This window comes from Halolamina sp., assembly GCF_036626355.1.
In the GTDB taxonomy this organism is placed as follows: domain Archaea; phylum Halobacteriota; class Halobacteria; order Halobacteriales; family Haloferacaceae; genus Halolamina.
Genome location: NZ_JAZKRY010000072.1, coordinates 1 through 15198, shown reverse-complemented (window position 1 = coordinate 15198; position 15198 = coordinate 1). Strand labels below are relative to the sequence as shown.

The following is a 15198-nucleotide window of genomic DNA, read 5'->3' as shown; positions in this document are numbered from 1 at the left end:
TCACTATCAGGCGACCCGATTCCGAATGAACCGCATCGCGGCGTCTCGGAGCCGGTCGGGCAGGAAGCGCGCTTTCACACTGAGCTGTGCGATGGTGCCGACCGGCATCCGCGCGGGCGGGTCGGTGAGGTTCGCAGCGTCGACGATATCCGTCGCTACGCGTTCGGGCGCCACCGAGCCGGGGCCGTCGCCGCCGATGGCCTCGCTGTCCTCGAAGACTTTCCAGAACCAGTCGTAGGCGCCGGTGCGCTCCAGGCCGCTCTCCTCGGCGGCCTGTTCACTCGCACGCTCGCTGAAATTAGTCTGGACCGGACCGGGTTCGATGAGGACGGCGTCGATGCCGAGCCCGTCGACCTCCTGTCTGAGCGCGTCAGTCATCGCTTCTATGGCGAACTTCGAGCCGCAGTAGGCGCCGCCGCCGGGGAACGAGAGCCGGCCAGCGACGGAGGAGAGATTGATGATTGTCCCCTCACCGGCCTCCCGCATATGTGGGAGCACCGCGCGGGTGACCCGGTGTGGGCCGTAAACGTTGACGTCGAACTGCTCGTGAACCTTCTCGACAGGGACTTCCTCGGTCGGGCCGAACTGGGCGTAACCCGCATTGTTCACCAGGCAGTCGATGCGGTCCTCCGTGCGGATGATCCGGTTGACGACGTTCCGGATGTCGCTCTGCTCGGTCACGTCGAGCGTGTCAGTCGTGCAGTGCTCGTGTTTCGCAAGTTCGGCGATATCGTCAGGCTCCCGCGCGGTGGCGTACACCTGCCAGCCGTCTGCGAGAAACGCCTCCGCCGACGCGCGGCCGATACCCGACGAGCAGCCAGTGATCAGAACCGTCTCCGGTCGCATACAGGGACGCAGCATCGGGGCATGGTTAAGTGTAGGCAAAGCCGGACAGGAGTCGTCCGCCAACCCGTCGCCCACCTCCGGTCGGCCCGACCGGCCTACCGATACTGCGCTTTCAGTTCGTCGGCGTCGCCGTCGGCGAGACGCGTTGGCTCTGGCAGTTTGTAGCCTGCACAGAGCGCGTCGACGAGGTCGACGGTCGTCTCCGCGCTCACACGGTGGCCCGGTGAGATGTAGAGCGGGTTGATACTCTGCGCGCGCTCCCACTGGCGGGACTGGTAAGCGTGGCCCAGCACCGTTCTCTCGGGCGCCTCGACCCGGTTGTCTGCCCGTATCGGTGTCGACCAGCCCTCGGGGCGGCCGTCGATTGATTCGTCAGGCTCGCCACAGAGCAGGCTCTTGGCGACGCCGATGCTCGGCAGATCGAGCACGACGCCAACGTGGGTCGCGATGCCAGCCTGCCGGAAATGGATGCGGCCGGAGCCGTCGAACACCGCGAGGTCAGGCTCGACAGCGAGGTCCTCGAACGCCGCGAGAATCGGGCCACCCTCCCGGAACGCCAGCAGCCCGGGAGTGTAGGGAATCTCGAGGTCGGTGACCGCGTGTGCCCGTTCGACAACCTCGCCGTCCTGTATCGCGACCAGCGCCGACACCGCGCGCTCCTCGAGGAACGCCTGGTCGACGCCGACGACGAGCGGTGCGTCTGCTTCGGGGGCATCTGCCTGTGGAGACTCACTGTGGTTATCGAGTGTCGTTGCTGTGGACCCGCGGGATTCAGCTGGCGTTTCGTCGACGGGAGCCTCGACGGCGATATCGTCGGGTTCGAACCCCAGGTCGTCCTCGAAGCGCGCGATGTCAGCGATATTACGCTGGAGCTCCGCCATCGCCTCGCGGGAGAGTGTGGCGTCAGGTAGGAACTCGGGATGAACGGGGGTCACAGGTCAGAAGCGTCCGCCGCCGCGGCCGCCACCGCCTCGTCCGCCGCCGAGCTGGAGCTGTTCTGGCGCGCGTGTCTCACCTTTGATGTGGGCGCCGTAGGCGAGCCCGATTGCCATCCCCGCGAGGTGGGCCCAGTGGGCGACACCGCCGCCACCCCCGACCTGACCGAACCCCTGGAGCACGCTGAGCGCGGCGAAGCCGAAGGTCAGCACCCAGAGCGGCATCGGAATGAAGAAGTAGAGATACACCCGAAGCCCCGGGTTGAGAACCGTCAGGACACCCATAATCGCCAGTAGCGCGCCGCTGGCGCCGACGACGCCGCCGATGAGCTGGCCCATCGCGATGCTGACACCGATCTGGGCCAGCCCCGCGATGGCGCCCGAAACCAGGAACAGCACGGCGTAGCGTTTCGAGCCCAGCCGGCGCTCGACGGGCGGGCCGAAGAAGTAGAGCCCGATGCTGTTCACCGCGATGTGGGTGAAGCCGCCGTGGGCGAAGATGGAGGTGATCCAGGTCCAGACGTACTCCGGATGCATCGGCGTGAGCACGAACAGGTCACGCATCAGCGTCTGGGAGAACACAACCGAGGCGGTGAACTGCAGCGCGAAGGTGATCCACATCAGGCCGAGGAAGATGTAGGTCGCGTTCCCCTGGAAGTAGCGCCGCCAGATCGTCCGCCCGCGGCTACTCACCGCGTCTGTCCGGCTTCGCTGGGTGGTCTGGCCGCCGCTGGTCGTTGGCCCGCTCGTCGCGAACACGCCTTCGGGGTCGTTCCACTCGCTGAGCCCCGGGCAGTCGTGATTCTCGGGAAGGCGGTGTTCGGAACAGAACGTCTGCCCGCAGCGCCGACACTGGTAGGGCAAGTTCTCGAACTCGCCACACTCGTCACAGGTCGCCATTACTGCTCGCTAAACGGCGCCCGCTAATAGGTCTGGGGCTCTGAGGTTGTACTCGTCGGGAGCGGCTGTCGGGTCCGTGTCGGCTCCGCACCGTTCGATGCGCCGTCGCGCCTGCCGCGAGATGACGGAACCGCTAAACCGGGCGGCCTACTGCCACCGGCATGGAGTTCCTCCGGCGGCTGCTCGGCAACCGGCGCGAGGGGGTCGCGCTGTTCGTCGACGGGCCGAACGTGTTACGCGAGGAGTTCGACGTGGACCTGGACGACGTGCGTGCCGCCGCCGCCGCCTCGGGTCGGGTCGTCGCCGCCCGGCTCTACCTCAACGAAGACGCGCCGCCGGCGCTCGTGCGCGCCGGCGAGGCTCGCGGCTACGAGATCATCACCACCAGCGGCGACGTCGACGTGAAACTCGCCGTCGACGTGGCGGAGTTCGTGCTGCGCAACCGCGTTGGGACTGTCGCGATCGCCTCCCGCGATACCGACTTCAAGCCGAGCTTCGAGCTGGCCGGCCGGGAGGGGGTTCGGACGCTGGCGATCGCGCCTGGGAGTTACGGTCGGTCCGATGCGTTGCGGAAAACTGCCGACGAGAGTGTTACGTTAGGGGAGTAGTTTGGATCCTGTGAGTTGGTGGTTCTGTCCGGGATGGCTCTGTGTACCCAGAGAGAATGGCCGAATACGTGGTCAGCACCACCGTGAAAGCCCCTGGTCCTTCCAGTCCCGCCCGAACGCACCGCCCACCTCCCCAACCGATTCGCTCGCTCCGCTCTTACCCACGCGCTCGCTCGCGCACGGCCAGCGAGAGCTTCGCGCTCGGCCCGCTCACACTTTGTGCCACCGCAGTTCTCGTAAAGTGTCCAGTTCCGACACCCCTTTCTCACCCGCCCACACACCAGAATGCATGACCGAGAGCGCCCAGCGCCGTCTCGCTCGCCGCATCGCTGGCGAAGTCGTCCTCTCGGACGATGCCGGCGCGACCCTCCGGAAGTGGCGCACCGACTTCGACGTCTCCCAAACCTTGCTGGCCGAGGAGGTGGACGTCTCCTCCTCGGTCGTCTCCGATTACGAGAGCGGGCGCCGGGAGAACCCCGGAATCGCCGTTGTCAGGCGGTTCGTGGAGGCGTTACTGGCCATCGACGCCGGCCGGGGCGGCGCCCACATCCGCCAGTACGCCCGCGTCGTCTCCGCAGGGTTCGAGAGCGATATCGTGCTCGACCTTCGGGAGTACAGCCGGGCGGTCCCGCTCGAGCGCTTCTACGACGCCGCCGGCGCGACCGAGATGGCGGCGGGCGATGCCGACCACGTCAACGGTCACACCGTCATCGACAGCATCGAAGCGATCACCCGGCTCTCCAGCGAGGAGTTCTACCGGCTCTACGGCGAGAGCACTGACCGCGCGCTGGTGTTCACCGAGGTGACGCGTGGGGAATCGCCGCTGGTCGCGTTGCGGGTGCTGACGCCGACACCGAACGCCGTTGTCCTCCACGGGATCGAACCGCGGAGCATCTGGGAGCACGCGCCTACACTGGCCCGCCGGGACGGCTTCTCGCTGGCGGCCTCCACGAAGAATCTGGCCGACCTGTTAGTGGATCTCCGGAAACTACCCTGATAGTGATTACTGCGAATAGGTTCATCGACGGTGTCGAACGACGCCGGTTCAGGGGCTCCCATTACCGACACGGATGGTCACGGCGGGACAGACTCGCAGTAATCACTATGAGCCTGCCTCCCTCGGGAGGGGGCATCACTCCGTCGTGCAGGCCAAGACCGCCGCCGAGCCAGCCCGTGACACGCAGGAACGCGGAAACAGGGGTTTAAACGGCCACAGCGTCACTTTCGAGACATGAGCCAGCGTTCCGAGCGCGTGCCGCTGCCGTGTCCCTCCTGCTCGCCCGAGGAGGGGACCGTTCACGAGGTTCTCAAGCCCGGCGGCCAGACGACCGTCCGTTGTACAGAGTGCGGCCACGTCCACAAGGAGAAGATCGAGGCGCCCGAGGAGGTGACCGTCGACGTCGTGGTCTCCCAGGACGGCGATTCCGACAAGGCCACACTCACCGCCGTCGCTGACGAGGAGATCGAGGCCGGCGACGAGTTCGTCGTCGAGACGGCGGAGGCGATCCAGCAGGTCCGTGTCACGGATCTCGAACTCGGTCCCGAGCGCCGCACCGAGAGCGCCGAGATGCGCGAGGTCGAGACGGTCTGGAGCCGGGTCGTCGACAACGTCGGCGTCAACGTCACGATCCACCCGAAGGAGGGTGACGGCCGCCACGAGCAATCCCGCAGCATCAAGGCGTTCCTTCCCGGCGACTACGAGTTCACTGTCGGCGAGACCTGTGAGTTCGGCGATGACTCCTTCGAGGTCGACAGCATCCAGCTCCGTGACGAGGTGGCCGACGACTACCGCCACAAGAAACTCGACCATGTGGGCGATACCGGGTTCGCCAAGGACATCAAGCGCGTCTTCGGCCGCGACACGACGACCAGCGCCTGGTCGGCCTGGTAAGGGACCGAACCGCTTTGTGCCGCCAATTTCTCCGATTCGAATCCGATGAGCCACGACGCCGAGGACCCCGCCGCCCGGTTCTGGGGCACTGCTCCACAGTGGACCATCTACTGCCCGGAGTACGATTCTCGGGCGGTCGATCACCTCCGAGAGCGATTCGTCCTCACCGGCGCGGGCCACCTGTTGGACCTCGGTCGTGGTAGCGGCCGCATCGGCGTCGGTGGCTACCTGCTCTCGCTCTCCTCTCAGTCCCGGCCCAGAACCTTCCGCACACAGGCGGGACCAAAGGGCCCCAACTCCCCAGCCTCGAACTGGACGAAATGCCCGGTTGCGATGCTCGCGCCGCAGCGACGGCAGTCGAACGCCCCGTCCTTCTGGACGACCTGGCGCTCGAACCGGACGAATGTCCCGCCCGTGCGCGTCCGGATGCGCCCGTCCTCGCGCTCGATGAGGCCCCGCTTTTCGGCGCCGTCGAGGATTTCGCGGGTGAGCGATGGGCTGGTCGTCACGGCTTCGAGTCGGTCGATGGTCTCGGCGAGGCTCAGGTTCTCGTCCTCGAGATGGGCGAGCAGTTCCAGGCCGAGTTCCTTCTTCGCCTCGCGGGAATCGGACACGGCCCGCGGGTTGGGAGCGGTCCGGCTTGAGCGTTGTGAGAGTCCTGGGGTATCACCTTCCCTCCGCACTGTATATATGGTACCAACCAACATGGTGTGGTAATTCATCACAAAATAATCCCGAGAGGGCTCGCTATTTCGGTAAAATTATTATCTTCAATTAGAAACGATACTACCGCAACTATCCACAATATTCATGACGAACCGTGAACAACTACCAACTGGACTCGAGGTGATCGACAATGGCGCTGCCGAACACAACCAGTTCGTGGATGCAGGGGCTCGACCTGCCGAGCCGCCTGCTCGAAACCAGTGGCAACGACTACGAACTGTACGAAGAGGACGACGAGTTCGTCCTCAGCGTCGAGATGCCCGGCTTCGACCCCGGGGAGATCACGGTCTCCTGGGAGGCGGGCGTGCTTAACGTCGCCGCAGAACACGAGGACGACCAGCGGGGCCGTCGTCGAACCTACCACCGTCGGTTCCGCTTCCCGAAGGACGTCGACGACGACGCGATCGAAGCCGAATACACCAACGGCATCCTCGAGATCCGTCTGCCGGTGCAGGCGGGAGCGACCGTTTCCGGCACGGAGATCGAAATCAAGGGCTGATTCCAGCCCCGTCACTGCCCACTGTCCGATTTTTCGAGAGTTCGTCGTGGATTTTGTATCCCAGAATACGGTTTATCCACCGCGGAATAGCCGTGCGAGGGTCGCCTACTCGAAGAACTCGACCAGCCGGTTGGCAGCCTCTTCGACGCGGGGTGTAACCAGCGCGAAGCGAAGCCAGTCCTCGTAGGCGTTCCCGAACCCGTCTCCGGGCATGCCCGCGACGCCTGCCTCGTCGATGAGGCGTTCGACGTTCGCCATCGTTCCGGGGAAGCCGTCGAACTTCGCCATGATATAGAAGGCGCCGTCGGGCCGGGTGTACTCCGCGCCCGCGGCGTCCAGCGCGTCAGTAAAGCTGTCCACCCGCTCGCGGATGAGCTCTCGCACGGCCTCGTAGTAGGCAGCGTCGGCGCCCCGGAGCCCCTGGAGAACGGCGTACTGACCCGGTCCGGTGGTGGCGACGTTGACCAGCATGTGGCGGGCTTTCGCCTGCCTGACGAACTGTTCGGGGAACACCCCGTAGCCGACACGGAACCCGGTAACGGCGAGGGACTTGGAGAACCCGGAAGTGACGACGCAGTGCTCGGAGTCGATCGTGAGCGCCGACTCGAACTCCCCCGAGAGGTCGAAATGGTCGTACACCTCGTCGACCAGCACCACTGCGTCGGTGGCCTCGCAGAGTTCGACGATCTCCCGGACCTTGTCGAGGTCGTAGACCGCACCGGTTGGATTATTCGGCGTCGTCAGCACCACGAGTGCGGTTGCTGCGGAAATCGTCTCGCGATAGGCGTCGACGTCGAGGCTGCCATCGCGGTTCGCCGGGACGAACGTGGGGTCGCCGCCGAGCATTCTGGCTTTGCCTGGATAGTAGGGGTAGACCGGGTCGCTCAGCACCACCTCGTCGCCGGCATCACGTTCGAGCGCGGCGCCCATCCCGAGGTAGTTGGCTTCGCCGGTTCCGTTGGTCACGACGATGCGGTTCGGATCCACGTTCCGCCGTCGCCCGATCTCGGCTTTCAGTTCGGCGGTTCCGTCGCTTGGCGGGTACTGGAAACGGTCGCTGTCGAACTCGGCGTACTCCGCGAGGCCATCACGCAACGCCTGAGGCGGCTCCCAGTCGGGGTTGCCGCTCACCATGTCCACGACGTCACGGTCAGCCTCGGCGACGGAGGCCATCACGTGGAAGAACTTCGGCTCTTCGTATTCCATACCCGCTGATGTGGCTCGTAGAGTATGCCGCTTTCGGGTAGTGGCGTGGTTCGCCGGTGGTCGTCCGGATGGCGAGCGAGAAAACCGAGGGCGACCGAGCGCTAGCTCCGAACCAGGCTCGCGCCGTCGAACTCCGTACGGGTGAACTCCAGTTCCATCAGGTCCAGGACCGTCGGCGCGATGTCGAGCAGGTCGCAGTCGTCGATGTTCGCGTCCGGCGTGTCGATGAACAGTGAGGCGTTGTCGAACGTGTGCATCCCGTTCCGGGGGCCGTCGGTGAACACGTTCTGGTGGCCCGTGAAGCCAGCTTTCAGGTCGAAGCCGTCGTTGGGGATGGCGACGAGGTCCGGCGCGATGTCGTCGTGGTCGCCCCGGAACGCCGCCTCCTTCTCGACGACGCGGGCACAGACCTTGTTTCCGTCCGGCCCTTCCAGCGCCTCCAGTTCGGCTTTGAGTTCGTTCCGGACCGTCTCGTACTCGTCCTCCGGGACGCTCCCCCGGGGCTCGCGGTCCTCGAGGTTCACGTAGAACCGGCCGGGGATAAGCGAGTAGGCGGTCGTGTCGTCGGCGATGTCACCGAGCTCCTCGTGACCGTCCTCCTCGAAGGAGAGCCAGCCCTCCTCCTCGAGCCAGGCGTTGAAATGGACCTCGTAATCCAGCGCCGTGAATCCGTGGTCGGAGGCGACGACGAGCGTCACGTCGTCGGGCAGCGACTCGCGGATCTTGCCGATATACTCGTCGAGGCTGCGGTAGAACTCCATGAACGCCTCCTTGTTCGGGCCGTCACGGAGGTAGTCCTCGAAGAGGAAATGGTTCACCCGGTCGGTGGTCATGAACACGCCGAAAAAGAGGTCCCAGTCGTCCTGCTCCAGGTAATTGGTGAACGCCTCGTAGCGTTTCTCCATCGTCGTGTGGGCGTCGGTCATGAACGGCGATTTGTCCTCCTGGTGGCCCTGTTTCACGTCAGCGTCGATCTGGTAGTCGATGGACTCCAGATACTCTCGCAGCTCGTCGGGGTAGGCGGCCTTCTCGACGCTCGGGGAGAGGAAGCCCGAGACCATCCGCTGGACGTTGCGCTGTGGCGGGAACGTCACGGGGACGTTCATCACCGTCGCGTCGCGGCCGTCGTTGGCGACGCGATCCCAGAGCCGGGTCGCCTGCACGTCACGGCCCATCGGAACGTAGGTCTCGTAGGTGCCGATTTCGCGGTCCTGGAAGCCGTAAACTCCTGTTTCTCCGGGGTTGACACCGGTCGTGAGGGAGGGCCAGCACGCGCTCGACTCGGGGGGGACGATGCTGTCGATCTCCCCGGCGCTCCCCTCCTCGGCCAGGGTCGCGAAGTTCGGAAAGTCATCGGGGTGGTCGTCGAGCAGGCTGAACGGAACGCCATCGATACCGAGGAAAACGACTCGTGGGGCGCTTCCGCCCCGGAGTCGGTCGAACAGTCCCATACCCCGAATACCGTCGAACACCTTAAGAAGCTTCCCTCTACGGGTAGCGCGGAGAGAACCCCCACTCAGCCGGCCAGAAGACTTACGTATTGGTACGTCATAGCACACCATGTATGGCGACGGCAGAGCACTCCACGGACGAACTGTTCGACGAATTCCTGGAAAACCGGGGTCACGCGACAGAGGAGCCCAGCTGGGAAGAGTCGTATAACAAGAAGCAATGTCCAGACTGTGGCGGTCTTCACGAGAACGCAGCGACGGAGTGTTCTGTCTGCGGATGGCGGCCGTAGACACGACCGACGGACCTTCGACGAACGGCCTGTTTTAATCGACCAGCTGTCCAAGTGACGTCTCCCGAACCCACCTTGCTTATGAGCGACCGGCCCCTGTGACCGGTAATGACCAAGACGGACGCCCACGTCACCCGACTGTTCGGGGGCCCCGGCAGCGGGAAGACGACGGCCCTTCTTGACCGCGTGGAGGAACTGCTGGAGGACCCCGACATCACCGTTCGGGATATCCTGGTCGTCTCCTACACGCGAGCGGCGGCCGCAGAGATCCGTGAACGGCTGGCCGAACGAATCGACACGACACCGCGGGCGTTGCAGGGCAACGTCTCCACGATGCACGCGAAAGCCTACGAGTTGCTCGACCTCTCCCGGGGTGACGTCGTCGGGGAGTCCGAGAAGGAGGAGTTCTGTGAGGAGTTCGGCATCGAATACGAGGACGAGAAATCCGGCGCCGGTCGGCGCACCGCCCGGTCGACGACGCTCGGCAACAAGGTTATCGCCACCTCACAGTGGCTCCAGCGAACGGACCGCGATGTCGCCGACTGGTACGACGTTCCCTTCCAGTGGAACGTCGAGGAGGTCCGACTCCCGCCGGATATCGACCCCAACGCACAGGAGGGGAACAAGTACACGCCGACGTGGTCTTCCGATGACGACCGCCTCGACATCCCCGAAGCGATTCGGGGCTGGCGCACCTACAAGGGCGAACAGGGTATCGTCGGCTTCGCCGATATGCTCGAACGGGTCGCCCAGCGTTCGCTGCAGCCAACCGTGGACTACCTTATCATCGACGAGTTTCAGGACATCACGATGCTCCAGTCCCGGGTGTACGAGGAGTGGAAACCCCACCTGGAGAAGGCGCTCATCGCCGGTGACGACGACCAGGTCGTCTACGCCTGGCAGGGCGCCGACCCGGACCTGCTGCTCGACGAGGATGTCGACGAGGACGTCGTGTTGCCCAACTCCTACCGGCTCCCGTCCCGCGTACTCAACGTGGTGAACAAGGAGATTCGCCACATCGAGAAGCGCCAGGAGAAGGACCTCCGGCCTCGGATGGAGGGCGGCAGCGTCGAGGCCGCCGAATCGCCGTCGATGCTCGACCTCGTTCGGAACGTCCGTCACACCATCGAGGAGGCCGCCCACGACGACGAGGAGGAGGGCGAGGGGAGTATCATGCTGCTGTTCCGCGCGCGCTACCAGATGTTCGACTTCGTCGACGAGTTCATCGACGAGGGGATGCCCTTCTCCTCGCTCACCGACCAGCGCCTCTGGACTGACCGGCTCACCGACTACGTCCGGGCCATCGAGGCGATCGACGCCGGCGAGCGCATGACCGCGCTCCAGGCTCGGCGTCTCGCCGATATCCTCCAGGAGTCGGCGTTCGGCGGCGGCGACCGGGAGGATCTCTACGACCTTATCGACGACGTGGAGGAGAGCTCCGCCGAGGACGACCTCGCGGCCATCCCCATCGCACCCGATGCCGTCGACGAGACGGTTCCGTTCATGCCCGACCCCGACAGCGCCGCCGATATGGCGCGGAAGATCACGTCCTTCCAGCGCAAATCGATAGCCGCCTACTTCGACGGGGAGTATCAGGGGATGGACCCCGACCGCATCAGGGTCGGTACCATCCACTCCTCGAAGGGGCGTGAGGCCGACCACGTGTTCGTCGCGACCGACCTGACGGAGAAAGTCGTCGAGCAGATGGCCGCCCAGGCCGCCCAACAGGGGATCGAGACGCCGGGCGAGGAGGAGTTCAGCAAGACGACAGACCCGGTACCCGTGCTCACCGACAACGAGCGCCGGGTGTTCTACGTGGGGATGTCCCGGGCGCGCGAGCGCCTGGTGCTGCTGGAGAACCTCGTCTCCGGTGCGCCGACACTGCCTGTCAGCGTACTCCTGTTCAACGAACTTCGTGACGGGACGCCAGTGGAGCATATCGAGACGGTGCAGGCCGAGCTGGACGCTCCCGAGCCGGAGCCATGAGCCCAGGAGTGGCTCCTGGCGCACCGACAGTCGACACCGCGCTCCCTGCCCCACCCCCAACTGACCTCTCGGCGATCGCGGCAGCGGTCGAATCGCGTGGCGCCGCGGGCTTCGTCGCCGTCGGCGACCGGTTCGACGACGACCTGCGCTATCTCTCGCGGTTCGGCGGGCCGGACCGCGCGTACGCTATCACCGTCACGCCCGAGCACGCGGTGTTGACCGCGCCCACACTGTTCGCCGAACAGGCAGCCCGTGAGTTTCTCGGCGGCGACGACGACCTCGTTCGGGAGGTCCGAACCGACCACCAGAGCGAGCCAGCGGGTGTCCGAGCCGCCCTCGCGCTCGATGAGTTGACTGATGGCGCCGACGCCGCCGACCGGACGGTGCTCACTCCGGCGAGTATCCCCCACGACGCCGCACTCTATCTAAGAGGCGCTGGCTACGAGCCAGAATCGACGACGGCCGTCGCCGACGCCCGGGAACGGAAAAGCGAAGCCGAACTCGCCTGCCTCCGCCGGGTTCAGACGGTCACCTCTCGGGGAATGGCTCGCGCGGAGGCGGTACTCGCCGCAGCTGAGCCTGACGGCGACACGCTCCGCTGGGAAGGGGAACCGCTCACCACAGAACGAGTTCGCCGAGCGGTCGATGCCGAGATGGCCCGCCACGGCGTTCGGAGCGCCGGCAACACCGTCATCGGCGCCGGGCAGACAGCTGCGGACCTCCACTACACCGGCGTGGACGACATCGCATCCGGTGAGACGGTGCTGCTCGACATCTCGCCACGCGGCCCGCACGGCTACTACGGCGACCTGACCCGTACCTTCGTCGTCGAGAGCGAAGGCGGCTGGGAGCGCCGTGCGTACGTCGCGGTCCAGGATGCCCACGAGATGGCGCTCGACCGCGTCGAAGCCGGTGTCACCGCCGGAACGGTCCACGAGGAGGCCGCCGCGGAACTCGCGGCCCACGGGTTCCGCGTCGACTCCTCGGAGGTGGGGTTCGTTCACGGCGTCGGCCACGGGGTCGGCGTCAGCCTCCACGAAAGCCCCTCGCTCACAAGCGACGACCCGCTGGAGGCCGGCCACGTCGTCACGATCGAGCCGGGCGTCTACGACCCGGAGACCGGTGGGGTCCGTATCGAGGACCTCGTCGCCGTCACTGAAGCGGGATACGAGCGGCTGGCGAGCTACCCGATTCGGTTCACGCCCCAGCAAGCGCCTTAGCCGACCCGGAGTTTTTCACTGAGGACGGGACCACCCCCGCCGTGGTCTGAGGCCGGCCGTGGGTGGGCCAGGCGGGAGTACGGCGCACCGCTCACGAGGATGTCTGCAGAGAAGGCGCCGTCTGTTCGCCAGCCGGAGGAGGTCTGAGCGGCGCTACTCCTCGTCCGTCGCGGACTCGTCGTTCGGCTCCGCGACGACACGGTCGAGGGCCCTGTCGGCGGCCTTCCCCGGCAGGTCGTCGGGTGTGGTGAGATACTGCGGGAGCGCCACCATCAGGCCCGCAACGACGAGGGCCGCCCCGCCAAGCAGGGCCTCGCCGCGGACGAGTTGCTCGACGGCATAGATACCCAGCGGTATCGCGAAGATGAGGCTGCCCCCGAGCGCCAGCATCTGCCTGATTCCGAGCGCCATCGCTGGTCCGTACCGCGGCGGCGGGGAAAACCCTCACGCCCACCCCCATCACGAAACTGGGAGTGGCAACGCTCTTGTGATGGGACGGCCGAGTTCCGCGCGTGTTCACCGGCATCGTCGAGCGGACGGGTGAGTTGACCGACGTAACCGAAAACGAGGACGGCCGGCGACTCACCATCGCCGCCCCGGGCCTCGACGACCTCCATCACGGCCAGTCGATCAACGTCAGCGGTGTTTGCCTCACTGTCGAGACGTTCGAGATGGACGAGCAACGCTCGTCTGCCAATCGGACGCAGTCCGATGACGCGGAACCGGGCTGGTTCGAGGTGTTCCTCGCGAGCGAAACCCTCGCGAAGACGTATCTCGGCGAGCTGTCAGTCGGCGATAGCGTCAACATCGAGCGCGCGATGCCCGCCGACGGCCGGTTCGACGGTCACGTCGTCCAGGGTCACGTCGATACGACAGCGACTGTGGAGGCGGCAGCGCAGCTCGGCGAGGACTGGCGCTACACGTTCTCGCTTCCGGCGGAGCTCGCGAAGTACGTCGTCTCCAAAGGCTCCATCGCCGTCGACGGGATCAGTCTCACCGTCGCCGAGCGACACGACGACGCGTTCGAGGTCGCGATCATTCCGGCGACGCGGGAGATAACGACGCTCTCGGAGAAGTCGGTCGGCGATTCGGTGCATCTCGAGGTCGACGTGATGGCAAAATACGTCGAACAGATGGTGTCTGGCTACCTGTAGTCAGTCAGCCTGGCCGGAGCAGGCTTCCGTGCCGCCGTCGGCCGCCGCGGGTTCCGGGAGATTCAGCTGGTAGAGGTTCTGTCGAGCGTCGGCGAAGTAGACGTCCTCGTCGACGACACCGATACCTTCCAGCCGTTCGAGAGCGTAGCGAACCGTCCGGGCAGAGAGCATCGACTCCTCGACGATCCCCTTCTGCGTGAGCGGGCCGTTGTACTCGAGCACTTTGAAGACGAGCTTAGCACTTGGTGGGAGGTCGTCGAGACTCTCCTCGTCTGTCTCGGTCATCATTACGGTTCGAAACACTGCATGAGCATAAACCTTCGTGGGACTGTGACACGGGACATGTTTCCCCGCCAACCGGGCTCAGTAGCCAAGCGAACACCTTTTGTCGCCACGTCCCGCATCTCCGGATATGGCTACGGAGAGTTCTCGCGGATTTTCGGACCATCTCCGCGGGGTAACCGTCACGACCCTCGCCTGTCTGGCTGGCGCCGCAGCGACAGCCGTCACCTCGGTCGTGGTGGGGATGGACGCCGCTGCAGCGACCAGCGAGACCTCGGTGATCATCGTTGCGGCGTTTGTTCTCGCACAGTATCCGGTGCTCTGGGCGCTGGGAGTGGACGTGTCCGAGTTCGGGGTGAAAGATAACCTCTACATCGCGTTCATGACGTTCGCGCTCTGGTTCCTCACCTACACAGTGCTCCTGTCGTCCGAGGTCTCGCTCTGATGGCGAGTGACAGCATCGCTGTCGTCGACCTGGACCGCTGCCAGCCCGACCGGTGTAACTACGAGTGTGCGAACTTCTGCCCGCCGAACCGGACGGGAAAGGAGTGCATCACCAAGCGGGGCGACGCCGCCGAGGAGCTCGGGGGCCTGGAGGGCGAGCCCGACCAGATTCGCATCTCCGAGGAGATCTGTCTGGGCGAGAGCTGCGGCATCTGTGTCGAGAAATGTCCCTTCGACGCGATCGAGATCATCAACCTCCCCTCAGAGCTGGAGCGCGACCCCGTCCACCGCTACGGCGAGAACGCGTTCTCGCTCTACGGGCTCCCGACCCCGGAAGCGGGGAAGGTAACCGGGCTGCTCGGCCCGAACGGGATCGGGAAATCAACCGCCGTCCACGCACTGGCCGGCGAGATGATCCCCAACCTCGGGAACTTCGAGGACGAACCCGACTGGGACGCGGTGCTGGACCGCTACAAGGGCACCGAGCTGCAGAACTACCTGCGCAACCTGCTCGGCGGCGAGGTGGAGGTCGCACGCAAACCGCAGTACGTCGACAAGATTCCGGACCAGTTCGACGGGAACGTGCGCGAGCTGCTGGAGCGGACGAACGAGCGGGACGCGCTCGACTATCTCGTCGACGAGCTCTCGATCCGGCCGGTGATGGGCCAGTCCATCGACTCGATCTCCGGTGGGGAGCTCCAGCGCGTCGCGCTCGCGGCGACGCTCGCCCGCGACGCCGACTTCTACTTCCTCGACGAGA

General features: G+C 65.4%; 18 protein-coding genes. 10 read left to right on the top strand and 8 right to left on the bottom strand.

Annotated features, from left to right (window positions below):
• Positions 1-6: 6 nt before the first annotated feature.
• From V5A38_RS11455 to V5A38_RS11445, 3 genes are all read right to left on the bottom strand, one after another.
• A complete protein-coding gene (locus tag V5A38_RS11455) occupies positions 7-846 on the bottom strand; it encodes an SDR family oxidoreductase (protein WP_332325896.1) in 840 nt (279 codons plus the stop codon).
• 95 nt (positions 847-941) lie between these two features.
• Complete coding sequence (locus tag V5A38_RS11450) at positions 942-1781, bottom strand: endonuclease V (protein ID WP_332325895.1); 840 nt, start codon at positions 1779-1781, stop codon at positions 942-944.
• A gap of 3 nt (positions 1782-1784) precedes the next feature.
• Positions 1785-2681 carry a rhomboid family intramembrane serine protease gene (locus V5A38_RS11445; protein ID WP_332325894.1) on the bottom strand — a complete coding sequence of 299 codons (897 nt, stop codon included), beginning with the start codon at positions 2679-2681 and terminating at the stop codon, positions 1785-1787.
• 161 nt (positions 2682-2842) lie between these two features.
• Between V5A38_RS11445 and V5A38_RS11440 the strand changes: the two genes are divergently transcribed.
• The 3 genes from V5A38_RS11440 (at position 2843) to V5A38_RS11430 (ending at position 5180) form a co-directional block, all read left to right on the top strand.
• A complete protein-coding gene (locus V5A38_RS11440; RefSeq protein ID WP_332325893.1) occupies positions 2843-3289 on the top strand; it encodes an NYN domain-containing protein in 447 nt (148 codons plus the stop codon).
• Positions 3290-3578: 289 nt separating this feature from the next.
• The gene (locus V5A38_RS11435) at positions 3579-4286 is read left to right on the top strand and encodes a helix-turn-helix domain-containing protein (RefSeq protein WP_332325892.1); all 708 of its coding nucleotides are present in this window, start codon (positions 3579-3581) and stop codon (positions 4284-4286) included.
• 234 nt (positions 4287-4520) lie between these two features.
• Positions 4521-5180 carry an HVO_0476 family zinc finger protein gene (locus tag V5A38_RS11430; RefSeq protein WP_332325891.1) on the top strand — a complete coding sequence of 220 codons (660 nt, stop codon included), beginning with the start codon at positions 4521-4523 and terminating at the stop codon, positions 5178-5180.
• A 245-nt stretch (positions 5181-5425) separates the two neighbouring features.
• Here V5A38_RS11430 and V5A38_RS11425 read toward each other — a convergent pair whose 3' ends face one another.
• Positions 5426-5794, bottom strand: a complete 369-nt coding sequence (locus V5A38_RS11425) for a DUF5830 family protein (protein ID WP_332325890.1) — start codon at positions 5792-5794, stop codon at positions 5426-5428.
• A gap of 242 nt (positions 5795-6036) precedes the next feature.
• Between V5A38_RS11425 and V5A38_RS11420 the strand changes: the two genes are divergently transcribed.
• Positions 6037-6405 (top strand): Hsp20/alpha crystallin family protein, encoded by a 369-nt coding sequence (locus tag V5A38_RS11420; protein WP_332325889.1) that lies wholly within the window; start codon positions 6037-6039, stop codon positions 6403-6405.
• A gap of 105 nt (positions 6406-6510) precedes the next feature.
• On the opposite strand, the gene V5A38_RS11415 is transcribed toward V5A38_RS11420, so the two are convergent.
• Together V5A38_RS11415 and V5A38_RS11410 are read right to left on the bottom strand one after the other, a co-directional pair.
• Positions 6511-7611: a pyridoxal phosphate-dependent aminotransferase gene (locus tag V5A38_RS11415; RefSeq protein ID WP_332325888.1), complete on the bottom strand. Its 1101-nt coding sequence runs from the start codon at positions 7609-7611 to the stop codon at positions 6511-6513.
• Positions 7612-7712: 101 nt separating this feature from the next.
• On the bottom strand, positions 7713-9062 hold the full coding sequence (locus tag V5A38_RS11410; protein ID WP_332325887.1) for an alkaline phosphatase family protein: 1350 nt from the start codon (positions 9060-9062) through the stop codon (positions 7713-7715).
• A gap of 113 nt (positions 9063-9175) precedes the next feature.
• Here V5A38_RS11410 and V5A38_RS11405 point away from each other — a divergent pair, with 113 nt between their 5' ends.
• The 3 genes from V5A38_RS11405 (at position 9176) to V5A38_RS11395 (ending at position 12558) form a co-directional block, all read left to right on the top strand.
• Positions 9176-9352 (top strand): HVO_0416 family zinc finger protein, encoded by a 177-nt coding sequence (locus V5A38_RS11405; RefSeq protein ID WP_332325886.1) that lies wholly within the window; start codon positions 9176-9178, stop codon positions 9350-9352.
• Positions 9353-9460: 108 nt separating this feature from the next.
• Positions 9461-11338, top strand: coding sequence for an ATP-dependent helicase (locus V5A38_RS11400; protein WP_332325885.1), 1878 nt, complete (start codon positions 9461-9463; stop codon positions 11336-11338).
• Positions 11335-12558 carry a M24 family metallopeptidase gene (locus V5A38_RS11395; RefSeq protein ID WP_332325884.1) on the top strand — a complete coding sequence of 408 codons (1224 nt, stop codon included), beginning with the start codon at positions 11335-11337 and terminating at the stop codon, positions 12556-12558. Before V5A38_RS11400 ends, V5A38_RS11395 begins: the two co-directional genes overlap by 4 nt.
• Positions 12559-12711: 153 nt before the next feature.
• On the opposite strand, the gene V5A38_RS11390 is transcribed toward V5A38_RS11395, so the two are convergent.
• Positions 12712-12969, bottom strand: coding sequence for a hypothetical protein (locus V5A38_RS11390; RefSeq protein ID WP_332325883.1), 258 nt, complete (start codon positions 12967-12969; stop codon positions 12712-12714).
• 101 nt (positions 12970-13070) lie between these two features.
• Here V5A38_RS11390 and V5A38_RS11385 point away from each other — a divergent pair, with 101 nt between their 5' ends.
• Entirely contained in the window at positions 13071-13712 is a 642-nt protein-coding gene (locus V5A38_RS11385; RefSeq protein WP_332325882.1) for a riboflavin synthase, read from the top strand.
• Here V5A38_RS11385 and V5A38_RS11380 read toward each other — a convergent pair whose 3' ends face one another.
• Complete coding sequence (locus V5A38_RS11380; protein ID WP_332325897.1) at positions 13713-13997, bottom strand: helix-turn-helix domain-containing protein; 285 nt, start codon at positions 13995-13997, stop codon at positions 13713-13715.
• A gap of 127 nt (positions 13998-14124) precedes the next feature.
• On the opposite strand from V5A38_RS11380, the gene V5A38_RS11375 reads away from it, so the two are divergent.
• Together V5A38_RS11375 and V5A38_RS11370 are read left to right on the top strand one after the other, a co-directional pair.
• On the top strand, positions 14125-14439 hold the full coding sequence (locus tag V5A38_RS11375; RefSeq protein ID WP_332325881.1) for a hypothetical protein: 315 nt from the start codon (positions 14125-14127) through the stop codon (positions 14437-14439).
• Positions 14439-15198 (top strand): ATP-binding cassette domain-containing protein (locus tag V5A38_RS11370; protein ID WP_332325880.1); only part of this gene is annotated, 760 nt, incomplete at its 3' end. The genes V5A38_RS11375 and V5A38_RS11370, both read left to right, overlap by 1 nt.

Coding starts and splice junctions, on each gene's coding strand:
- V5A38_RS11455 (WP_332325896.1), bottom strand. CDS start 846: ATGCGACCGGAGACGGTTCTGATCACTGGCTGCTCGTCGGGTATCGGC.
- V5A38_RS11445 (WP_332325894.1), bottom strand. CDS start 2,681: ATGGCGACCTGTGACGAGTGTGGCGAGTTCGAGAACTTGCCCTACCAG.
- V5A38_RS11440 (WP_332325893.1), top strand. CDS start 2,843: ATGGAGTTCCTCCGGCGGCTGCTCGGCAACCGGCGCGAGGGGGTCGCG.
- V5A38_RS11435 (WP_332325892.1), top strand. CDS start 3,579: ATGACCGAGAGCGCCCAGCGCCGTCTCGCTCGCCGCATCGCTGGCGAA.
- V5A38_RS11430 (WP_332325891.1), top strand. CDS start 4,521: ATGAGCCAGCGTTCCGAGCGCGTGCCGCTGCCGTGTCCCTCCTGCTCG.
- V5A38_RS11420 (WP_332325889.1), top strand. CDS start 6,037: ATGGCGCTGCCGAACACAACCAGTTCGTGGATGCAGGGGCTCGACCTG.
- V5A38_RS11415 (WP_332325888.1), bottom strand. CDS start 7,611: ATGGAATACGAAGAGCCGAAGTTCTTCCACGTGATGGCCTCCGTCGCC.
- V5A38_RS11410 (WP_332325887.1), bottom strand. CDS start 9,062: ATGGGACTGTTCGACCGACTCCGGGGCGGAAGCGCCCCACGAGTCGTT.
- V5A38_RS11405 (WP_332325886.1), top strand. CDS start 9,176: ATGGCGACGGCAGAGCACTCCACGGACGAACTGTTCGACGAATTCCTG.
- V5A38_RS11400 (WP_332325885.1), top strand. CDS start 9,461: ATGACCAAGACGGACGCCCACGTCACCCGACTGTTCGGGGGCCCCGGC.
- V5A38_RS11395 (WP_332325884.1), top strand. CDS start 11,335: ATGAGCCCAGGAGTGGCTCCTGGCGCACCGACAGTCGACACCGCGCTC.
- V5A38_RS11390 (WP_332325883.1), bottom strand. CDS start 12,969: ATGGCGCTCGGAATCAGGCAGATGCTGGCGCTCGGGGGCAGCCTCATC.
- V5A38_RS11380 (WP_332325897.1), bottom strand. CDS start 13,997: ATGACCGAGACAGACGAGGAGAGTCTCGACGACCTCCCACCAAGTGCT.
- V5A38_RS11375 (WP_332325881.1), top strand. CDS start 14,125: ATGGCTACGGAGAGTTCTCGCGGATTTTCGGACCATCTCCGCGGGGTA.